The organism is Amycolatopsis roodepoortensis, assembly GCF_014873915.1.
Lineage (GTDB): Bacteria > Actinomycetota > Actinomycetes > Mycobacteriales > Pseudonocardiaceae > Amycolatopsis > Amycolatopsis roodepoortensis.
In genome coordinates, this window is sequence record NZ_JADBEJ010000008.1 from 378,223 (window position 1) to 396,095 (window position 17,873).

18 protein-coding genes are annotated in these 17,873 nt (G+C 68.7%); 12 read left to right on the top strand and 6 right to left on the bottom strand.

All coding sequences use genetic code 11. The features are described 5' to 3' along the window. Positions 1-171: 171 nt before the first annotated feature. Genes H4W30_RS39400 through H4W30_RS39415 form a run of 4 tightly spaced genes read left to right on the top strand, consistent with a single transcriptional unit; the run spans position 172 to position 3,730 of the window. A complete protein-coding gene (locus H4W30_RS39400; protein ID WP_192747987.1) occupies positions 172-819 on the top strand; it encodes an ABC transporter permease in 648 nt (215 codons plus the stop codon). After that, positions 806-1,990 (top strand): ABC transporter ATP-binding protein, encoded by a 1,185-nt coding sequence (locus tag H4W30_RS39405; RefSeq protein ID WP_192747381.1) that lies wholly within the window; start codon positions 806-808, stop codon positions 1,988-1,990. Before H4W30_RS39400 ends, H4W30_RS39405 begins: the two co-directional genes overlap by 14 nt. Continuing rightward, complete coding sequence (locus tag H4W30_RS39410) at positions 1,987-2,766, top strand: ABC transporter permease (protein ID WP_192747382.1); 780 nt, start codon at positions 1,987-1,989, stop codon at positions 2,764-2,766. Before H4W30_RS39405 ends, H4W30_RS39410 begins: the two co-directional genes overlap by 4 nt. 1 nt (position 2,767) lies before the next feature. After that, complete coding sequence (locus tag H4W30_RS39415) at positions 2,768-3,730, top strand: glycine betaine ABC transporter substrate-binding protein (RefSeq protein WP_192747383.1); 963 nt, start codon at positions 2,768-2,770, stop codon at positions 3,728-3,730. Between the two features lie 53 nt (positions 3,731-3,783). Here H4W30_RS39415 and H4W30_RS39420 read toward each other — a convergent pair whose 3' ends face one another. Next, the gene (locus H4W30_RS39420) at positions 3,784-4,248 is read right to left on the bottom strand and encodes a DUF6474 family protein (RefSeq protein ID WP_192747384.1); all 465 of its coding nucleotides are present in this window, start codon (positions 4,246-4,248) and stop codon (positions 3,784-3,786) included. Positions 4,249-4,338: 90 nt separating this feature from the next. On the opposite strand from H4W30_RS39420, the gene H4W30_RS39425 reads away from it, so the two are divergent. The 3 genes from H4W30_RS39425 (at position 4,339) to H4W30_RS39435 (ending at position 7,469) form a co-directional block, all read left to right on the top strand. Then, on the top strand, positions 4,339-5,985 hold the full coding sequence (locus tag H4W30_RS39425; RefSeq protein WP_318780758.1) for a TM0106 family RecB-like putative nuclease: 1,647 nt from the start codon (positions 4,339-4,341) through the stop codon (positions 5,983-5,985). A gap of 81 nt (positions 5,986-6,066) precedes the next feature. Further along, complete coding sequence (locus H4W30_RS39430; protein ID WP_192747385.1) at positions 6,067-6,672, top strand: PadR family transcriptional regulator; 606 nt, start codon at positions 6,067-6,069, stop codon at positions 6,670-6,672. 122 nt (positions 6,673-6,794) lie between these two features. Beyond that, positions 6,795-7,469 (top strand): class I SAM-dependent methyltransferase, encoded by a 675-nt coding sequence (locus H4W30_RS39435; protein WP_192747386.1) that lies wholly within the window; start codon positions 6,795-6,797, stop codon positions 7,467-7,469. Positions 7,470-7,527: 58 nt separating this feature from the next. On the opposite strand, the gene H4W30_RS39440 is transcribed toward H4W30_RS39435, so the two are convergent. Continuing rightward, on the bottom strand, positions 7,528-8,286 hold the full coding sequence (locus tag H4W30_RS39440; protein WP_126732550.1) for an SDR family NAD(P)-dependent oxidoreductase: 759 nt from the start codon (positions 8,284-8,286) through the stop codon (positions 7,528-7,530). Between the two features lie 158 nt (positions 8,287-8,444). Between H4W30_RS39440 and H4W30_RS39445 the strand changes: the two genes are divergently transcribed. Beyond that, positions 8,445-9,755, top strand: coding sequence for a UDP-glucose dehydrogenase family protein (locus H4W30_RS39445; protein ID WP_192747387.1), 1,311 nt, complete (start codon positions 8,445-8,447; stop codon positions 9,753-9,755). 66 nt (positions 9,756-9,821) lie between these two features. On the opposite strand, the gene H4W30_RS39450 is transcribed toward H4W30_RS39445, so the two are convergent. Further along, positions 9,822-10,400 (bottom strand): TetR/AcrR family transcriptional regulator, encoded by a 579-nt coding sequence (locus H4W30_RS39450; RefSeq protein WP_126732548.1) that lies wholly within the window; start codon positions 10,398-10,400, stop codon positions 9,822-9,824. Between the two features lie 114 nt (positions 10,401-10,514). On the opposite strand from H4W30_RS39450, the gene H4W30_RS39455 reads away from it, so the two are divergent. The 3 genes from H4W30_RS39455 to H4W30_RS39465 are packed head-to-tail and all read left to right on the top strand — an operon-like array spanning position 10,515 to position 13,924. Beyond that, positions 10,515-11,708 carry an FAD-dependent monooxygenase gene (locus H4W30_RS39455; RefSeq protein WP_192747388.1) on the top strand — a complete coding sequence of 398 codons (1,194 nt, stop codon included), beginning with the start codon at positions 10,515-10,517 and terminating at the stop codon, positions 11,706-11,708. A 9-nt stretch (positions 11,709-11,717) separates the two neighbouring features. Then, positions 11,718-12,128 (top strand): hypothetical protein, encoded by a 411-nt coding sequence (locus tag H4W30_RS39460; protein WP_192747389.1) that lies wholly within the window; start codon positions 11,718-11,720, stop codon positions 12,126-12,128. Between the two features lie 32 nt (positions 12,129-12,160). Next, entirely contained in the window at positions 12,161-13,924 is a 1,764-nt protein-coding gene (locus H4W30_RS39465) for a gamma-glutamyltransferase family protein (protein ID WP_192747390.1), read from the top strand. A gap of 131 nt (positions 13,925-14,055) precedes the next feature. Here the strand turns inward: H4W30_RS39465 and H4W30_RS39470 are convergent, their stop codons facing one another. The 3 genes from H4W30_RS39470 to H4W30_RS39480 are packed head-to-tail and all read right to left on the bottom strand — an operon-like array spanning position 14,056 to position 16,923. Beyond that, positions 14,056-14,928, bottom strand: coding sequence for a VOC family protein (locus tag H4W30_RS39470; RefSeq protein WP_192747391.1), 873 nt, complete (start codon positions 14,926-14,928; stop codon positions 14,056-14,058). Then, positions 14,921-15,439, bottom strand: a complete 519-nt coding sequence (locus tag H4W30_RS39475; protein ID WP_192747392.1) for an RNA polymerase sigma factor — start codon at positions 15,437-15,439, stop codon at positions 14,921-14,923. Before H4W30_RS39475 ends, H4W30_RS39470 begins: the two co-directional genes overlap by 8 nt. 53 nt (positions 15,440-15,492) lie before the next feature. Beyond that, positions 15,493-16,923, bottom strand: a complete 1,431-nt coding sequence (locus tag H4W30_RS39480) for an MFS transporter (protein ID WP_192747393.1) — start codon at positions 16,921-16,923, stop codon at positions 15,493-15,495. 108 nt (positions 16,924-17,031) lie between these two features. Between H4W30_RS39480 and H4W30_RS39485 the strand changes: the two genes are divergently transcribed. After that, positions 17,032-17,865, top strand: coding sequence for a helix-turn-helix transcriptional regulator (locus H4W30_RS39485; protein ID WP_192747394.1), 834 nt, complete (start codon positions 17,032-17,034; stop codon positions 17,863-17,865). The last annotated feature ends 8 nt before the right edge of the window (positions 17,866-17,873 follow it).

Genomic DNA, 17,873 nt, shown 5'->3' on the forward strand with positions numbered 1-17,873 from the left:
GGAAAGACGGCGTGTGCGTTTGCCCGATCAGGCCGGATCGGGCAGGTTGGCGGGATAAAAGGCGGTAAACAGGGGTTTGACCGCGCGGCTTTTGGGTAGTCAGGCTCCCGATACAGCTACTCCGAATGGGTGAGGAGTCTCACCCAGAGGCGGCGGGAGAACCAGCACGCGATGAATCTCTTCGAGTACATCTCGGATCGGTGGGACAGACTCGCCCTCCAAGGGCTCCTCCATGTCAGCGCGGTCGTGCAGTGCACGATCCTGGCCGCCGTCCTCGGCGTGGTGATCGGCGTCGCCGTCTACCGCAGCCCGATCGGGTCGGCCGTGGCCACGGCACTGGCGAGCACGATCCTCACCGTCCCCTCCTTCGCCCTCCTGGGCCTGCTCATCCCGGTGTTCGGCCTCGGCGCGAACACCACCGTCATCGCGCTCGTGCTCTACGCGCTGCTGCCGATCGTGCGGAACACGATCGTCGGGCTGAGCGGAGTGGATCCGGCGGTCAGCGACGCGGCGCGCGGGATCGGCATGAGCCGGTTCGGCGTGCTGACCAGGGTGGAGCTGCGGCTCGCCTGGCCCGCGATCCTCGCCGGGATGCGGGTCGCGACGCAGATGCTCATGGGCATCGCGGTCATCGCGGCCTACGCGAAGGGCCCGGGCCTCGGCTCGGAGGTCTTCTCCGGCCTCACCAACGCGGGGAGCACGAACTCCCTCAACCAGGCATTGACCGGGACGCTCGGCGTGGTCGTCCTCGCACTGGTCCTCGACGCCGTTTACGTCCTGATCAACCGTTTGACCGTCTCTAGGGGTGTCCGTGCCTGAGTCTCCTGAAACCGTATCCGGCGTCGAGATCGAGCTGGAGAACGTCACGAAGCGCTACCCCGGCACCCGTGAGCCCGCGGTCGACGACTTCTCGATGGTGGTGCCCGCGGGCAAGATCGTGGTCTTCGTCGGCCCGTCCGGCTGCGGCAAGACCACGACCATGCGCATGATCAACCGGCTGATCGAGCCGACGTCGGGTCGCATCACCATCGGCGGCGACGACGCGCTCAAGCTCGACGTCGACACCCTGCGCCGTCGCATCGGCTACGCGATCCAGCAGGCCGGGTTGTTCCCGCATTTCACCGTCGCGCAGAACATCGCCGTGGTGCCGGGGCTGCTCGGCTGGGACAAGAAGAAGGTCAACGACCGGGTCGAGGAGATGATGGACCTGGTCGGGCTGGACCCGGCCGATTTCCGCGACCGGTTCCCGCGTCAGCTGTCCGGTGGCCAGCAGCAGCGCGTCGGCGTCGCACGGGCCCTCGCGGCGGACCCGCCGGTCCTGCTGATGGACGAGCCGTTCGGCGCGGTCGACCCGATCACCCGCGGCAACCTGCAGGACGAGCTGCTGCGGCTGCAGACCGAACTCAAGAAGACGATCGTCTTCGTCACCCACGACTTCGACGAAGCCGTGAAGCTCGGCGACAAGATCGCGGTGCTCGGCAACCAGTCGAAGATCCTCCAGTACGACACCCCGGACGCGATCCTCGCGAACCCGGCCGACGACACCGTCGCCGGTTTCGTCGGCGCCGGCGCCTCGCTGAAGCAGCTGACACTCCTGCGGGTCCGCGACGTCGAGCTGAAGCAGGACGCGCTGACGGCGACGGTGAGCGAATCGCCGTCCTCGGTGCGCGAGAAGCTGACCCAGCAGCGCAAGCATTTCGTGCTGGTGCTCGACCAGCGCCGCCGTCCGATGCGGTGGGTGCACGTCCGCGAGCTGACCGCGGCGTCGTCGCTGGCCACCGCGGGCAAACCGCTGCGCGACTCGGTCAGTCTCCAGTCGACCCTGCAGGACGCGCTCGAAGCCATGCTCGCCGAGGGCGGCAGTGTCCCGGTGACCGGCGCGCGCGGCGAGTACGCCGGGACGATCGAGCTCGACACCGTCATCTCGACGATCCAGCAGCTGCGCGAGGAGCACTCCGACGACAGCCCGGCGGAAGGTGTGACCGCATGACGGCCGCCGTCGATACCGGTTTCTCCACCGAGTCCTCGTCGAGAGGCGCCGAACGGGTCCGGCTGTTCGCCCAGCCCGCCGCGGTGCTGCTGATCGTCGCCGGGGTGCTGATCTGGGTGTTCTCCAGTGATCTCACCGCGACGGAGAAGGAAACCCTCAACGCCGCCGGGCTGCTGGCCGCGCTGCGCGACCATCTGGCGATGACCATCGTGGTCACCGCGATCGTGGTCGCCGTGGCGGTACCGCTCGGCGTGCTCGTCACGCGGCCGTGGGCGAAATGGGCGGCGCCGGTCTTCCTGGCGGTCGCGAACATCGGCCAGGCCGCGCCCGCGCTCGGGGTGCTGGTGCTGTGGTTCATCGTCACCGGCGCCACCGGCGGGCTGTGGGTCGCGGCGCTGCCGCTGGCGTTCTACTCGCTGCTTCCGGTGCTGCGGAACACGATGGTCGGCCTGCAGCAGGTCGAGCCCTCGCTGATCGACGCCGGCCGCGGGATCGGCATGTCGGCGTCGGGCGTGCTGTGGCGGGTCGAGTTCCCGCTGGCCATCCCGCTGATCCTGGCCGGGCTGCGGACGTCGCTGGTGCTGGCCGTCGGTACGGCGACCTTCGGCATGTTCGTGAACGCCGGCGGTTTCGGCCTGCTCATCGACACCGGCTACAAGCTCAACCTGACGAAGGTGCTGATCACCGGCTCGGTGCTCGCCGTCGCACTGGCGCTGCTGGTGGACTGGCTCGGCGCGGTGGCGGAACAGTTCTTCGGACCGAAGGGACTGCGCTGACATGCGACGTCTGAAAGCACTGTTCGGCGCGGTCGTGTTGTGCGGCACGCTTTCCGCGTGCGGGCTGGAGGTCAACACCGCGCTGCCGTACAAGATCGAACCCGGTTCGATCCAGCCCATCGAATCGCTCAAGGGCGTCAAGGTGACGGTGGGGTCGAAGGACTTCACCGAGAACATCATCCTGGGCTACATGGCCGAGATGGCGCTTTCCGCGGCGGGCGCGGACGTCGTCGACCTGACCGACATCAAGGGCTCGAACTCGTCGCGGCAGGCGCTGCTCGCCGGCCAGACCGACGTCACGTGGGAGTACACCGGCACCGGCTGGATCAACTACCAGGGCAACGAACTCCCCGTCCCCGGCGGGGAACAGGCCCAGTACGAAGCCACGAAGGCGGCGGACGAGGCGAAGTTCGGCGTCACGTGGCTGAACTACTCGCCGCTCAACGACCAGTACGCCTTCGCGGTCACCGAGGCCTACGGCGCGGCGAACAACCTGAAGACGACGTCGGACCTCGCTGAGTTCCTGAAGCGGAAGCCGGACCAGAACGTGTTCTGCCTGGAGACCGAATTCACCAGCCGCCAGGACGGTTTCCCCGCCGCCGTGCGCGCGTACGGGTTCCAGAACCCGGTGATCAAGAACTTCGGCATCGGCACGATCTACTCGGCCGTGGCGAGCGGGACCTGCCCGATCGGCGAGATCTTCACGACCGACGGCCGGATCGCCGGGCTCAACCTCCGCGTCCTCGAAGACGACAAGAAGGCGTTCCCGCAGTACAACGCCGTGCCGACGTTGCGGACGGAATTTCTGAACCAGCACCCGGAACTGCGGGGACCACTCGAAACCGTCGCCGCCGCCCTCGACAACAAGCAGATGATCGAGCTGTGCAAGCAGGTCGACGTCGACGGTCGTGACCAGGGCGAAGTCGCCTACGAGTGGATGAAGAAGAAGGGTTTCATCAAGTAAGGCCTCGTGAGTGGCTAGGACGGTTAGAACCGTCCTAGCCACTCACGAGCAGGTCAGATTCCCAGCCGGTGCAGCAGCTTCCCCTCCAGCTGGTCCAGCTCCCCGGCGACGGCCCGGTGCGCCGCCTTCCGCCGCGCGGCCGGCATCCGCTCCGAAGCGCGGACGGTCGCCGAGAGCTGCTCCAGCGTCCCCTGCGTGTCCTTCGCGAAGGCCGCGTCGGCGTCGGTCGCCTTCGCGGACCTCTTCAGTTCCGCGAGCCCCTGCGTCAGCCCCGCGATCCGCGCGTGCAGCGCGGCACCGCGTCCGCTGTACTCGCCGAGCTGGTCGACGGCGACGCCGAGCTTCCGCGCCTGATAACGGTCGTAGACCTCCCGCGCGGCACCCGCCGCTCGAACGGCGTACGGCGCGATCACCGGCAGTACGGCCGGTCCGAGCACTTTGGCCACCGCGACGGCGTTCTTCGCCTTCTTCGGGGTAAACCTGCCTTCGCCCTCGACGGCTTTGGCCTTGCGCGCCATGGCACCTCCCACGCTGTGTCACTGACGAACTTACTGGTCCCCGATGTGGCGGGCATGTCGGCTTGCCGGACGCCTTCTAGAGTGTTGTCTGTGAGTAACGAGGTGCTACTGGACGCGGGAGCGGTGAGCCGCTGCCGGCGTCGCGTGCACCTGGAACACGATCCGGCGATGAGCGAGGTGCCGCTCGCCCCGCCCGACCCCGCCGCGCAGCAGCGGATCGCCGACGCTTCAGCGCATCGCGAGGCGATCGCGCAACGCCTCATGGAGGCGACAGGGCCCGACGCGACCTGGGTCAAGATCCCGCGAGACCTCCCTGCCGCCGAGCGCGTGCAGCTCACCGAAGAGGCCTTCGCCGCCGAAGCGCGCTACATCTGGGGTGCGCTGCTCCCGGTGGATCGCGCCGGTCACCGGCGTGGCGGCTCCGAACTCCTGGTCCACACCGGCGACGGATACGTGCCGGTGCTGGTCGTGCGGCACCGCATCACCGACCGCGGTGCGGGCGCGCCGACCACGGTGATGACCGATCTCGACCCGGCGAACCGCATGCCCGACCCGGCGCGGAAGGTCCGCTCGCAGCCGCGGGACCAGATGCGGCTCGCGCACCTCTACCGGATGCTCGAAGCGCTCGGGAAGCACGAAGGTCACCGTGCCGTCGGCGGCGTCATCGGGCTCGACGCGGACGTCGTCGTCTGGCACGACCTGTCCGCGGCCACCTGGCCGGGTGGCCGGAGCGCGCTGACGGAGTACCAGAGCCGCTTCGCCGACAGGCTCGCCATCGCGACCGCCGCCGCCGAAGGCGAGGAGCCGCTCGCCGAGCCGTCCCGCGTCCTCGAATGCCGTCGTTGCCCGTGGTGGCCGACGTGCGAGGTCGTGCTCACCGAAACCCGCGACGTCAGCCTGGTCGTCCGCGGCGAGGACGCGATGGAGCTGCGCCGGGCTGGAGTGTCCACTGTGGACAAGCTGGCCGCGCTCGATCCGGCCGATGAACCGCCGCCGATGAACTGGACCGGCGGCACGTTCGCCGACGCGATCATCCTCGCGCGCGCCTGGCTCGCCGATCTCACGATGGTGCGCAAAGTCGACCGCGTCGAGGTCCCGCGCGGCGACGTCGAGATCGACGTCGACATGGAGAGCTTCGGCGATTCCGGCGCGTACCTGTGGGGTTCGCTGCTGACGGGCGCGGACATCGGGATGGAGCAGGGCTACCGCGCGTTCGCGACCTGGGAGCCGCTGCCGACCGCGGACGAGGCCCGGTCGTTCGCCGAGTTCTGGGCCTGGTTCACCGAAGTCCGCGAGCGCACGCTCGCCGCGGGCCTGACCTTCCGCGCCTACTGTTACAACGCGCTCGCCGAGAACCGCTGGCTCTTCGGCTCCGCCGACCGGTTCAGCGAGTATCCCGGCGTCCCGAAGAAGGCCGAGATCGCGTCCTTTGTGGACTCCGAGGAGTGGATCGATCTCTTCCGCAGTGTCACCGACCAGTTCCTCTGCTCGCAGGGCAAGGGGCTCAAGGTGATCGCGCCGGTCGCCGGATTCGCCTGGCGCGACCCGGAAGCGGGCGGTGAGGCGTCGATGAGGTGGTACCGCGACGCCGTCGGCATGGACGGCGGAATCCCGGACGCCGCCCAGCGGGAGCGCCTGCTGCGGTACAACGAGGACGACGTTCTCGCGACGTACGCGCTGCGGAACTGGATGACCGACCACGCGCAGACGTCCGTGCCGTACATGAACGACCTCTGATCACCCTGCTGCGGGGAACCTTGCGATCATCAGCGTCCGTCCGGATACTCGTAGACGAGTACTCGTCAACGAGGAGGCGTCGTGAAACGGCGGAAGGTCGGGAATCTGCTGGCGCTGGCGATCCTGTCCACGCTGAACGAGCGGCCGATGCATCCGTACGAAATGGCCTCGATCCTGAAGAGCCGCGGCAAGGACCGCGACATGGGGATCAAATGGGGCTCGTTCTACACGGTCGTCGCCAACCTGCGGAAACACGGTTTCATCGAGGCCGTCGAGAGCGGTCGCGACGGTGCCCGCCCCGAGCGCACGGTGTACCGGATCACCGACGCCGGCCGTGACGAAATGCTCGACTGGCTGCGTGAGCTGCTGGCCGAACTGGCGCCAGAGGAGCCGAAGTTCGTCGCCGGGCTGTCCGTGCTGGGCTGGCTCGGGCCGGACGAGGTGACCGCCCTGTTCCGCACGCGGCTGGTGGCGCTGGACGAGGACATCGCCTCGACCCGGGCCGAACTGGCGCGGCTCCTGGAGGAGATCCCGCGGCTGGTGCTGCTCGAACTCGAATACCACCTGGCGATCCGAGTGGCGGAGGCCGAATGGGTCCGCTCGATCCTCGGAGAACTGACTTCCGGCTCGATGCCCGGCCTCGCCGAATGGCGGGCCCTGTTGGCCGAAAGGGGGACCACCGGCTAGCCGAAAGAACCCCGGCGAGGTGTTGCAGCACCCCGCCGGGGCGACGATCCCGCAACCGGAACCCGGCCACGAGACGGCAGCTTGAGGATAACCGGGCTCCGGGAAACCGACCTGGAGTGACCATGACGAACATCAAGGACAGGAAGCGGTTCAAGCTCATCCCGGAGATGGGCGGCGCGCTGGCGCGGAACTACGCCCGGCAACGCGGCACCCGGCCGCAGATCGATCTCTGGCGGAAGCAGGCCCGCGAACTCACGGCCGGCCTGCCGGAAGGCGCGAAGATCCTCGAGGTCGCGTTCGGCCCGGGCTACTTCGCCGTCGAGCTGGCGCGGCTCGGGTTCTCCGTCACCGGATTGGACGTCGCGCCGACGTTCGTCGAGATCGCGAGCGAGTACGCGCGGGCTCAAGGCGTCGAGGTCTCGTTCCGCGAAGGTGATGTGGCGGCGATGCCGTTCGACGACGAGACGTTCGACTTCGTCGTCTGCCAGGCCGCGTTCAAGAATTTCGTGTGGCCGGTGAAATCGCTCGACGAGATGCACCGCGTGCTGCGTCCTGGCGGCACGGCCGTAGTGCAGGACATGAACCGGGACGCGACCGACGGCGACATCGTGCGTGAGGTCGCGAGCATGAAGCTCGGCAAGCTGGCCGCGCTGGCGACCCGGCAGACGCTCTGCCAGCTGCGGCGGCGTGCCTACACGCCCGTCGGCTTCAGCGGGCTGGTCGCCGAAACCGCGTTCCGGACGTGCGAGATCTCCACCTCGGGCATCGGACTGGACGTCCGCCTCACCCGCTCCTGAAAGGCGATGAACGGGCCGTTCCCCCGGGAACGGCCCGTTCCTCTCACGCGGGGGAGGCTCAGCGAGGAGCCATGCGCAGCGAGCCGTCCATCCGGATGACCTCGCCGTTCAGGTAGTCGTGGTCGATCAGCGACAGCGCGAGCTGCGCGTACTCGTCCGGCCGCGCGAGCCGCTTCGGGAACGGCACGCCCTCGGCCAGCGAAGCGCGGAACTCCTCGCTCACCGTCGCCAGCATCGGGGTGTCGACGATGCCCGGCGCGATGGTCAGCACGCGGATGCCGTGCGACGCGAGGTCGCGCGCGGCGGGCAGGGTCATCCCGACGATGCCGCCCTTGGACGACGAGTACGCGACCTGCCCGATCTGGCCGTCGAAGGCGGCGACCGACGCGGTGTTGATGATGACGCCGCGCGCGTTGTCGGCCAGCGGCTCGGTCTTGGCGATGGCCTCGGCGGCCAGCGTCAGCACGTTGAAGGAACCGATCAGGTTGATCTGGACGACCTTCGCGTACAGGGCGAGGTCGTGCGGGCCCTTCTTCGAAAGGATCCGCGCGGACGGCCCGATCCCGGCGCAGTTCACCACGGTCCGCAGCGGCACGCCGGATTCGGCGGCGGTCGCGACCGCGGCCCGCACCTGCTCCGGGTCGGTGACATCGGCCTCGACGTAGGTGACGTTCTCGATCTGCTCGGCGTTCGCGATGGCACCGGCGAGGTCCAGCGCGAAGACCCGCGCGCCCTTCGCGGCGAGCGCCTTCGCGGTCGCGCCGCCGAGCCCGGACGCGCCACCCGTGACCAGCGCCGCGGTATCGGTGATCTGCATGTTCTCCCTTTCGTCGACAACCGTTCATAGGTTAACGCTCGTTCGCATCGGGCCCGGGTGGGATGGCTCACTCGGGTGCGCAGCATGTCGTGAGGAGTATTCGGACCTGAAGCATTCCGTTCGTTTGGAGGTCAACTCCGGCTGTCACCTTCAGCAGCATGAGCGCTGCTCGGATCGTGGTGGTGGGGACCGGTTACGTCGGATTGACCACGGGAGCCTGCTTGGCCGGCCTGGGGCATCGAGTCACTTGCGTCGATGTCGACCAGGCGAAGGTCGCAAGGCTCTCCGCCGGACGGGTGGACATCCTGGAGCCGGGATTGTCCGAGCTGGTGTCGAGGGGGCTGACCAGCGGAAGACTCGAATTCGTGGTCGGCGCGCGCGACGCCGTCCGGGACGCGGAGGCCGTTTTCCTTTGTGTGCCAACGCCGATGGGCGCGGGCGGCTCGGCGGACCTGCGGGCCGTCGAGGCCGTGACCACCGAGATCGGCGACGTCATCCCGCCGGGCTGCGCGCTGGTCACCAAATCGACCGTCCCGGTGGGGACGTCGAAGCGCATCCAGGCGATGCTCGGCCGCACGGACGTGCCGGTGGTCTCGAACCCCGAGTTCCTGCGTGAGGGCACCGCGGTGGAGGACTTCCTCGGCCCCGACCGGATCGTCGTCGGCTCGGACGACGTCGCGGCCGCCCGCTGGGTCGGCGATCTCTACGCCGACCTCGCCGCGCCGGTCGTCGTCGCCGACGCGGCCAGCGCGGAACTGGTGAAGTACGCGGCGAACTGCTTCCTCGCGATGAAACTGTCCTATGTGAACTCGATCGCCGAACTGTGCGAACGCCTCGGCGCGGACATCGACCTGGTCACCGAGGGGATGGGCTACGACCGGCGCATCGGCCGCTCGTTCCTCAAACCCGGCCCCGGCTGGGGCGGCTCGTGCCTGCCGAAGGACACCAGCGCGCTGGTCCGCGTCGCCGAGTCGGTGCAGTACGACTTCACGCTGCTCACCTCGGCGATCGAGGAGAACATCGCGCAGCGGGACCGGATCGTCGCGAAGATCGCCGGCGCGGTCGGCGGCACGCTGGCCGGTTCGCGGATCGGCATCCTCGGGCTGGCGTTCAAGGCCGGGACGAACGACCTGCGCGACTCGCCCGCCCTCGCGGTCGCTTCCGTGCTGGGCGCGCTCGGCGCGGAACTGACCGCCTACGACCCCGCCGTCGGCGGCCACATCGACGGCATGACCGTGGTCGACGACCCGTACCAGGTCGCGAAGGCGGCCGACGCCGTCGTCGTGCTGACGGAATGGGACGAGTTCAAGCGGCTCGACTGGACGTACATGGCCGAGCAGATGGACGGCGATTCGGTCGTCGACACGCGCAATCTCCTGGAGCCGCAACGGATCCTGGACGCCGGCCTGTCGTGGCAGGGCGTCGGGCGGCCGCGGGCGGCGCTGCGGCGGAAGGTCGCCGTCTCCTGACCCACCTGCCTCCCGCGGGTGTGATGAAAGGGCCGTTCCTTGCGAATTTCGCGAGGAACGGCCCTTTCACGACACCAGGGAGACGAGCTTCATCAACCCTTCCACGACCTCTTCGGCCGTCGGGCCGTTCTCCGGGTCGAGCATGTGCTGCAGCATCACGCCCGAGTTCAGGGCCGTGGCCACCGCGCCGATCCGCCGCTCGTCCGCCTCGGTGAGGGTCTCCTCGTCGATGCCGAGGATGCCCGCCGCCATCCCCCGGCGGCCTTCGCGCTGTGCGGCGGCGAGTTGTTTCCGCAGCTCAGGGTGATGTTCGGACTGCACGAACGCCTCGATCGAGGCGATCCACAGCTGCCGGTTGCGCCCGTAGGAATCGATCATCGCGCGCCAGGACGCCGCGTACTGCTCCGAGGGCGACGCGTCGGGGTCGACGGCGCTCATCATCTCGGCCTGGATCTCCCGGCCCCAGTCGTCCATCGCCTGCGAGAACGCCGTCAGCAGGAGGGCTTCGCGCGATCCGAAGTGGTAGCCGATCGCCGCGTGGCTGACCCCGGCCGCCGTCGCGATGTCCCGCACCGTCGTGCGTGACCAGCCTTTTTCCTTCAAGCACTGGATGGCGCCCGCCATCAGGTCCTCGCGATTGCCCATGCCCCGGGATCCTAGTCCACACGGTTTATCCACTTGGTTTAACCAAATGGATTGACCAAGCGTGCAAATCTGCCGTACGGTCGCTTCCATCACCACGAACCCCAGGGAGCAGCCATGACGACCACCGTTCTGATCTCCGGCGCCGGCATCGCGGGCCCGGCCCTCGCGTTCTGGCTGCGGAAGCGCGGTTTCGCGCCGACCGTCGTCGAACGCGCCCCGGCCCTGCGCGAAGGCGGCAGCGCGGTCGACTTCCGCGGCGAGCAGATGGCCCTGCTGGAGCGCATGGGAATCCTCGAAGACATCCGCGCGAAGGAGACCGCGATGGGCGCGCAGGTCATCGTCGACGTCCGAGGCAAGAAGGTCGCTCAGATGCCTTCGGTCTTCTTCAGCGGCGAAGTCGAGATCGAGCGCGGAGACCTGACCCGCATCCTTTACGACCACACGAAAGACGACGTCGAGTACGTCTTCGGTGACTGGATCACCGGGCTGGACGAGGTCGCGGGCGGCGTCGATGTCGGCTTCGCCCACGGCGAGTCACGCAGATTCGACCTGGTCGTCGGCGCGGACGGGCTGCACTCGGGCGTGCGGCGGCTGACGTTCGGCGAAGAGGAGCGATTCCGCACCGACCTCGGCTTCCACGCCGCGGGCTTCACCGTGCCGAACCACCTCGGGCTGGATCATCTCGGCCAGATCTGCAGCGTCCCCGGGCGCACGGTCATGGTCGCCAGCGGTCGCGACACGTCGGCCCTCAACGTCAGTCTCGTCTTCGCGTCGGAGGCGCTGGAGGTGCGTCGCCGCGATGGCGACGAACAGAAGAAGATCCTTGTCGAGCGCTACGCCGACTTCGGCTGGGAAGCGCCGAAGCTGCTGGAAGGACTCGGCGACGTCGATGCGCTGTACTTCGATTCGCTCAGCCAGATCCACCTCGACAAGTGGTCACGGGGCCGGATCGTGCTGCTCGGCGACGCGGCCTGGTGTGCGGGTCCGGGCGGTTCGGGCACCGGGCTCGCGATGATGGGCGCGTACGTCCTGGCGGGCGAACTCGCGGCCGCGCAGGGTGACCACGAAGTCGCTTTCGCGCGCTACGAAGAGAAGCTGCGCGGTCCGGTGAAGATCTCGCAGAAGCAGGCGGCCGGGATCGGCACGTTCCTCGCGCCGAAGACCCGGTTCATGGTCGGCTACCGGAACTTCCTGTACCGGGTGCTGGGTTCGCGGCCGATGACGAAGGTGTTCACGTGGATCACCTCGCGGGCGGCGAACGCGGCGACGCTGGAAAACTATGACGCTCCGGTGGCCGCGCGGGGATAGTTTCGGTGGGTGATGGAATTTCGGAAGGCCTGTCATGAGGCGGCCCGGTCGACCGGGGGCCGGGCGCTCGAATTCCAGCGTGCGGTCTACCCGCTCAATTTCGACCAGGCGCTCGTCGCCTATGAGGATCGCACCATCGTGGTGCTACGGCAGGAGTGGAACCTTCTCGCCGCCGCGGAACACGAGCCGACCGGAAACGAGCACTTCCCCAGCTTCGTGCCGTATGGCCGGCCGTCCTTCGTCGACGAACCGGAGTTGCTGATGATCGTCTCGCAAATCCTTCCCGGCACGAAGGTGTTCAGCCGGACCGATCTCGCGAGGCCTCTCGTCCTGGAGGAGTGGCCCTACATGTCCCACTACGACGTGAAGCACTGGAAGCCCGGGAACCTCGGTGAAGCACTCTTCAACTACTGGGACTGAAAAAGTAGTTAGCAAAGCGTAGTATCACCGTCGTGTTCACGACCAGGCCGGAACTGGCCGGCACCCACGGCATGGTGGCATCGACGCACTGGCTGGCCTCGGCCACCGGTATGGCGGTGCTCGAAAACGGCGGCAACGCCTTCGACGCGGCGGTGGCGGCCGGGTTCGTCCTGCAGGTCGCCGAGCCGCATCTGTGCGGGCCGGCGGGGCAGGTCCCCGGCATCTTCGTCACGGCCGCGGACCGGACTCCGCGAGCTCTCGCAGGTCAGGGGGTTTCGCCCGCGGCCGCGACGCCGGAGTACTTCGCGGATCTCGGGCTCGACCTGATCCCCGGCAGCGGCCTGCTCCCGGCGACCGTCCCGGGCGCGTGGGACGGCTGGCTGCTGCTCCTGCGGGATCACGGCACGAAGTCGTTGCGTGACGTGCTCGGTTATGCGATCTCCTACGCGCGTAACGGCATTCCGCTGGTCAGCCGGGTCGGTGACACTATCCGCGCGGTGCAGAAGCTCTTCGTCGAGCATTGGCCGACGTCCGCGGCGCTATGGTTGCCCGACGGCACGCCCGCCGAAGGGCTGCACCGCAACCCGGCCCTTGCGGACACCTGGGAGCGGCTGCTCGCCGAAGCCGAGTCGGTCACTGGCCGAGAGGCGCAGATCGACGCCGGACGCCGCGCGTGGTCGCAAGGTTTCGTCGCCGAGGCGATCGATGCTTTCAGCCGTAAGGCTTTCCGTGACGATTCCGGGCGCGATCACGCCGGTCTCCTGACCGGCGAGGACATCGCGGGCTGGGAAGCGACGTACGAGGACGCGCTACAGGTCGACTTCGGCGACTGGGGCCTGGTGAAGATGGGCGCCTGGACGCAAGGCCCGGCGTTGCTGCAGCAGGCGCGGTTGCTGGACGGCCTACGCGACGAATTGTCCTATGTGGACGGAATCCCGACGGAACGCACCGTGCACTTGGCCGTCGAGGCGGCGAAGCTGGCGTTCGCGGATCGTGAGGCTTGGTACGGGGACTCGCCCGACGTGCCGATCGAGCTGCTGCTCTCTCGTGAGTACGCGGACGCCCGCCGCGCGTTGATCACCGAAGAAGCATCCGCCGAACTCCGGCCAGGAGGCCCCTCGCCGCGGCTGCCCGCGATCCTCGAAAAGCTGCGAGGACTGGAATCCGGCTCCGGTGCGACGGGGGAGCCCACGGTCGGGCCGCTGGGCGAGACCCGCGGCGACACCGTGCACATCGACGTCGTCGACGCGGCCGGGAACATGATCTCGGTGACGCCGTCGGGTGGCTGGCTGCAATCGAGCCCGACGATCCCGGAACTCGGTTTCTGCCTCGACTCGCGTGGACAGATGTTCTGGCTGGAACAGGGTTTGCCGAACTCGCTGGCGCCTCGGAAACGGCCGCGGATCACGCTTTCGCCGTCGATGGGCCTGCGCGACGGCGAGCCGGTGCTCGCGTTCGGGACGCCCGGCGGCGACCAGCAGGACCAGTGGCAGCTGTGTTTCTGGCTGGCGCACACGCTCGGCGGGCTGAACCTGCAGGAATCGATCGACTCGCCCGCGTGGCATACGACCGCGTTCCCGAGTTCGTTCTATCCGCGTTCGTGGACGCCGCGGGAGCTGGTGGTCGAATCGCGGCTAGGTCAGTCCACAAAGGACGCTCTCGCCGCGCGCGGGCACGCCGTCGTCGACGCCGGACCCTGGGCGCTCGGGCGGCTCTCGGCCGTGTCGCGGTCCGGCGGTGTCCTGCGCGCCGCCGCGAACGCGCGCGGAATGCAGGGCTACGCCGCCGGCCGCTGACGACACCGACGTTGTCCACAATGCCGCCCACCTGTGGACAACTCGGCTCACGCCCGCCTCCCCGCCCCCATCGGCGATAGACTGGCTTCGGGGTCGCCCCCCTGGGACGGGTGGGGGGTTTGGGTAGTGACTCAAGAGCGCGGCTGTTCCCAGAGCCAGAATTCGATGCCCTGGTTGTCCACGCAGTCGGCGCTCAGGCCGTAGGGCTGCTGTTCGGTTTCGCCGACCTGGCCGCCTTGGGCGCGGACGCGGTCGAGGGCGGCGGCGAGATCGTCGACGGCGTACATGGGTTTCCAGCCCACCTGCCGCCCCGGGCCGCCCCAGAGTCCACCCTGCAGTCCGGAACCTTCGACGCCCCAGCCACCTTCGACCGTCCCGGGCGAGAACTGCCAGCCCAGAACGGCGCCGTAGAACGCCTTCGCGCGTTCGTCATCGGGGACCTGGAAAGTGAAGTAACCCGCTTCGCCGTGCCGGATCGGCGTAGCGGCCGAAGCGGGCCGAGGCGCCGCCTGCGCGAGAAGCCACCGCTGGCCGTACGGGTCCTTGATCTCCCCGCTCAACCCGTGGCCTTCGTCCGCGACGGGACGCCGCAGCTCCGCGCCCAGCTCCACGGCCCGCGCGGCCGACGCGTGCACGTCCGCGACCTCGACCCGGATCAGCGGACCACCGGCGGGCGCCACGACGATGCCCAGCTCGGGGAATTCCTCCGCGAACATCAGCACGCTGTCCCCGATGGCCAGTTCCGCGTGCCCGACCCGGCCGTCCTCCATCACGATCGGATCGGACCGCCGCCGCGCCCCGAACACCTCGACATAGAAATCGAGTGCGGCGCGGGCATCCGTCACCACGAGGTACGGCGTCAACGAGCGGACTTCGGCATCGACTGTCATATCGGCTCCGTTCAGGACGGCGCGACGAAGGTTGTCGCGCAGTTCGGCGGCGAAGAGCGGATCAGGCTCCACCGGCTGCGAGGGCGCGCGAAGCGCGTCGAACGGATCAGGCATCGCGACCCTCCTTCTCCTGATAAGCACGCCGGAACGCGGCACGGGCCCGCACGAGCAACGCCTCCGTGGCGTGCACCGTGCGGTCGAGATGGCCGGCGACCTCCGGTACCGGGAGGCCGTCGACGTAGCGAAGCGTCAACGCGGCCTGGTGATGCGCCCCGAGCGACGCGAGTACCTCGCGTGCCAGAAGCGCGTCCAGCCGTTCGTCCCACGGATCGGTGTACTCCTCCTCGTGGACGAGCCGCAGCCCGCGTTCCTCACGTGCTTTGCGCCGCCAGTGATCGGCGAGCTTGTGCCGGGCGACGCCGATCAGCCACCCGGTGCTCACTGGAGGTGCGAATTCCTTGCGACAGGCCCTCACCGCGCCGAGGAACGTCTCGGACGTCAGCTCCTCGGCGAGGGTGCGATCACCGCACCGGGACAGCAGGTACCCGTAGACCTCCGGCAACGCCGTCTCGTAGAGCGAAAGCAGCGCGAAGGCCGGGTCCCGATGCACCCGTGGTTCCGTCACATCCCCATCGTCGCTCGGGGAGCCTCGACTCCGACGGGTGAAATCGGACTTTCTCAGCCTCGCGGATCCGGCAGCCGCCGCGCGACCGTGATCACACCGACCGTCAGCACCGCCTGAATGCCGATGACCAGCACGAACGCGCCCTTCATCCCGAGCGGTCCGGCGGCGGCCGAGGCGAACAACGTGCCAAGGGTCGCCACGCCCAGCGCCATCGCGGCCTGCTGCGACGTCGTCAGCATCCCGCTGCCGACCCCGGCGATCTCCGGCGGAACCTTCGACAGGACGATCCGGAAGACCGTCGTCATCGCCAGCCCCTGGCCGAGACCGCACAGCAGCATCCCCGGCACGAAATCGAGCACTCCCAGCTCCGGCCAGTCCAGCAGCACGGTGCCGATCAGCGTCAGCAGCCCGAGCAGCTGCACCGAAAGACCGGCGGCCACCACCCGCTGCCCGAACCGGGTCACCAAGCGGCTGCTGACCAGGCACATCGCGAAGAACGCCAGCGAAAGCGGAGCCGTCACCAGACCCGCTCCCAGCGGACCGAGATGCAGGCCGTCCTGCAGCGTCACGGCGAACACGAACATGAACGCGCTGAACCCGACGAAGAACGGCACCCCGACGAGCAGCCCTTGTCGCACGCTCGGCATCCGCAGCATCGAAGGCGGTAGCAGCGGCACATCACCCCGGCGTTCCATCCGCCGCTCGACGTGGACGAATCCGGCCGCGGCGAACGGGAAGACGACGAGCAGCGCGATCGTCCACAGTGGCCAGCCCAGCACCGGCCCTTCCGCCAGCGGGAGCAACAGCGACACCAACGCGATCGCCAAGAGGACCGTGCCGGGACGGTCGACGCCGAGCGGGTTCCGCGAGCGGCTCTCCGGGATCAGCCGCCGCGCGACCAGCAGGCCGGCGATCCCGACGGGCACGTTGACCAGGAAGATCGGCCGCCATCCGGTACCCCAGAGATCCGCGGCCACCAGCGCGCCGCCGAGGAACTGGCCGAGCACCATCGAAAGCCCCGCGGTCGCGCCGTACAGGCCCAGAGCTTTGGACCGGCGCTCGCCCGTCGTGGTCGCCTGGATGATCGACAGCACCTGCGGCAGCATCAGCGCGGCGGCCGCCCCCTGCGCGGCCCGCGCCAGCACCAAGGTCAACGCCGTCGGCGCGATCCCGCAGAGCAGGGAGGTGAAGGTGAACGACGCCAGCCCCATCAGGAACAGCTTCCGGCGGCCGAAGGCGTCACCGAGCCTGCCGCCGACGACGAGCAGGACGGCGTACGCGATCCCGTAGGCCGCGACCACCAGTTCCAAGGTGGCGGACGAGGTGCGGAGATCCGACCCGATCGCGGGCAGGGCGATGTTGACGATGAAGAAGTCGACGAGCGGAAGTGCCGCCCCCAGCAGCACGGTGACCAGGCCCGCCGAGGTCAGGGCCGGGACGGCGGCGACGCGGGCAGGCGTCACCGGAACTTGCGTGGAAGTCATGAGTACCACGATCAGCCGATCCCGACCCTGGTACCAGGAGTGTGTTTATCCTGGTACCGCCACTACCTGGTAACCGGCTTCGAGCTTTGCGAACCTGATGAGGTGACCATGACCGTCGATTCGCGAGTGGCCGAGGTGCGGCGGCACGAACTGGCCGCCTTCCTGCGCAGCCGCCGTGAGCGCATCACCCCGGACCAGGTCGGCCTCCCGATCGGCGGCAGGCGCCGCACGCCGGGGCTGCGCCGCGAGGAGGTCGCGCAGCTGGCCGGGGTCGGGGTCACCTGGTACACGTGGCTCGAACAAGGACGCGACATCAACGCGTCCGAGCAGGTGTTGGACGCGATCTCCCGCACCCTGCGACTCGACCCGCACGAGCACACGCACCTGTTCACCCTCGCCGGCGCGCCGGAGCCGCCGCTGGAGAAGGACTGCAAGCTTCTCAGCCAGAACGTCCACCGGATGATGGACAAACTCGAGCCGTTCCCGGTCTGCGTGCGCAACGCGCGATGCGACATCCTCGCCTACAACCGGGCCTACGACTGGCTGATGGGTGGCCTCGACGACATCCCGTTCGAGGACCGCAACACCCTGATCCAGTGCCTGACCAATCCCGAGTGGCGCCGCAGGCTCCCGGACTGGGAGCTCAACGTGCCTCGCGCCGTCGCCGGATTCCGCGCGGCGATGGCCGAGCACATCGCCGAGCCCGCGTGGAAGAACCTGGTCAAACGGCTGAGGCAGGAGTCCGAGCTCTTCGAGCGGATGTGGAAGGAGCACGACGTCACCAGCGAGCGGATCGTGCTCAAGCGGTACCTGCACCCGGACGTCGGCCTGCTGCGGTTCGAATTCTCGTACCTGTACCTCGGGCGGCGTTCCGAGATCTCCCTGGCGACGCTGACCCCGGCGGACGAGGAAACCGCGGCGAAACTGCCCAGCTCCTTCTGAAGAGGGAG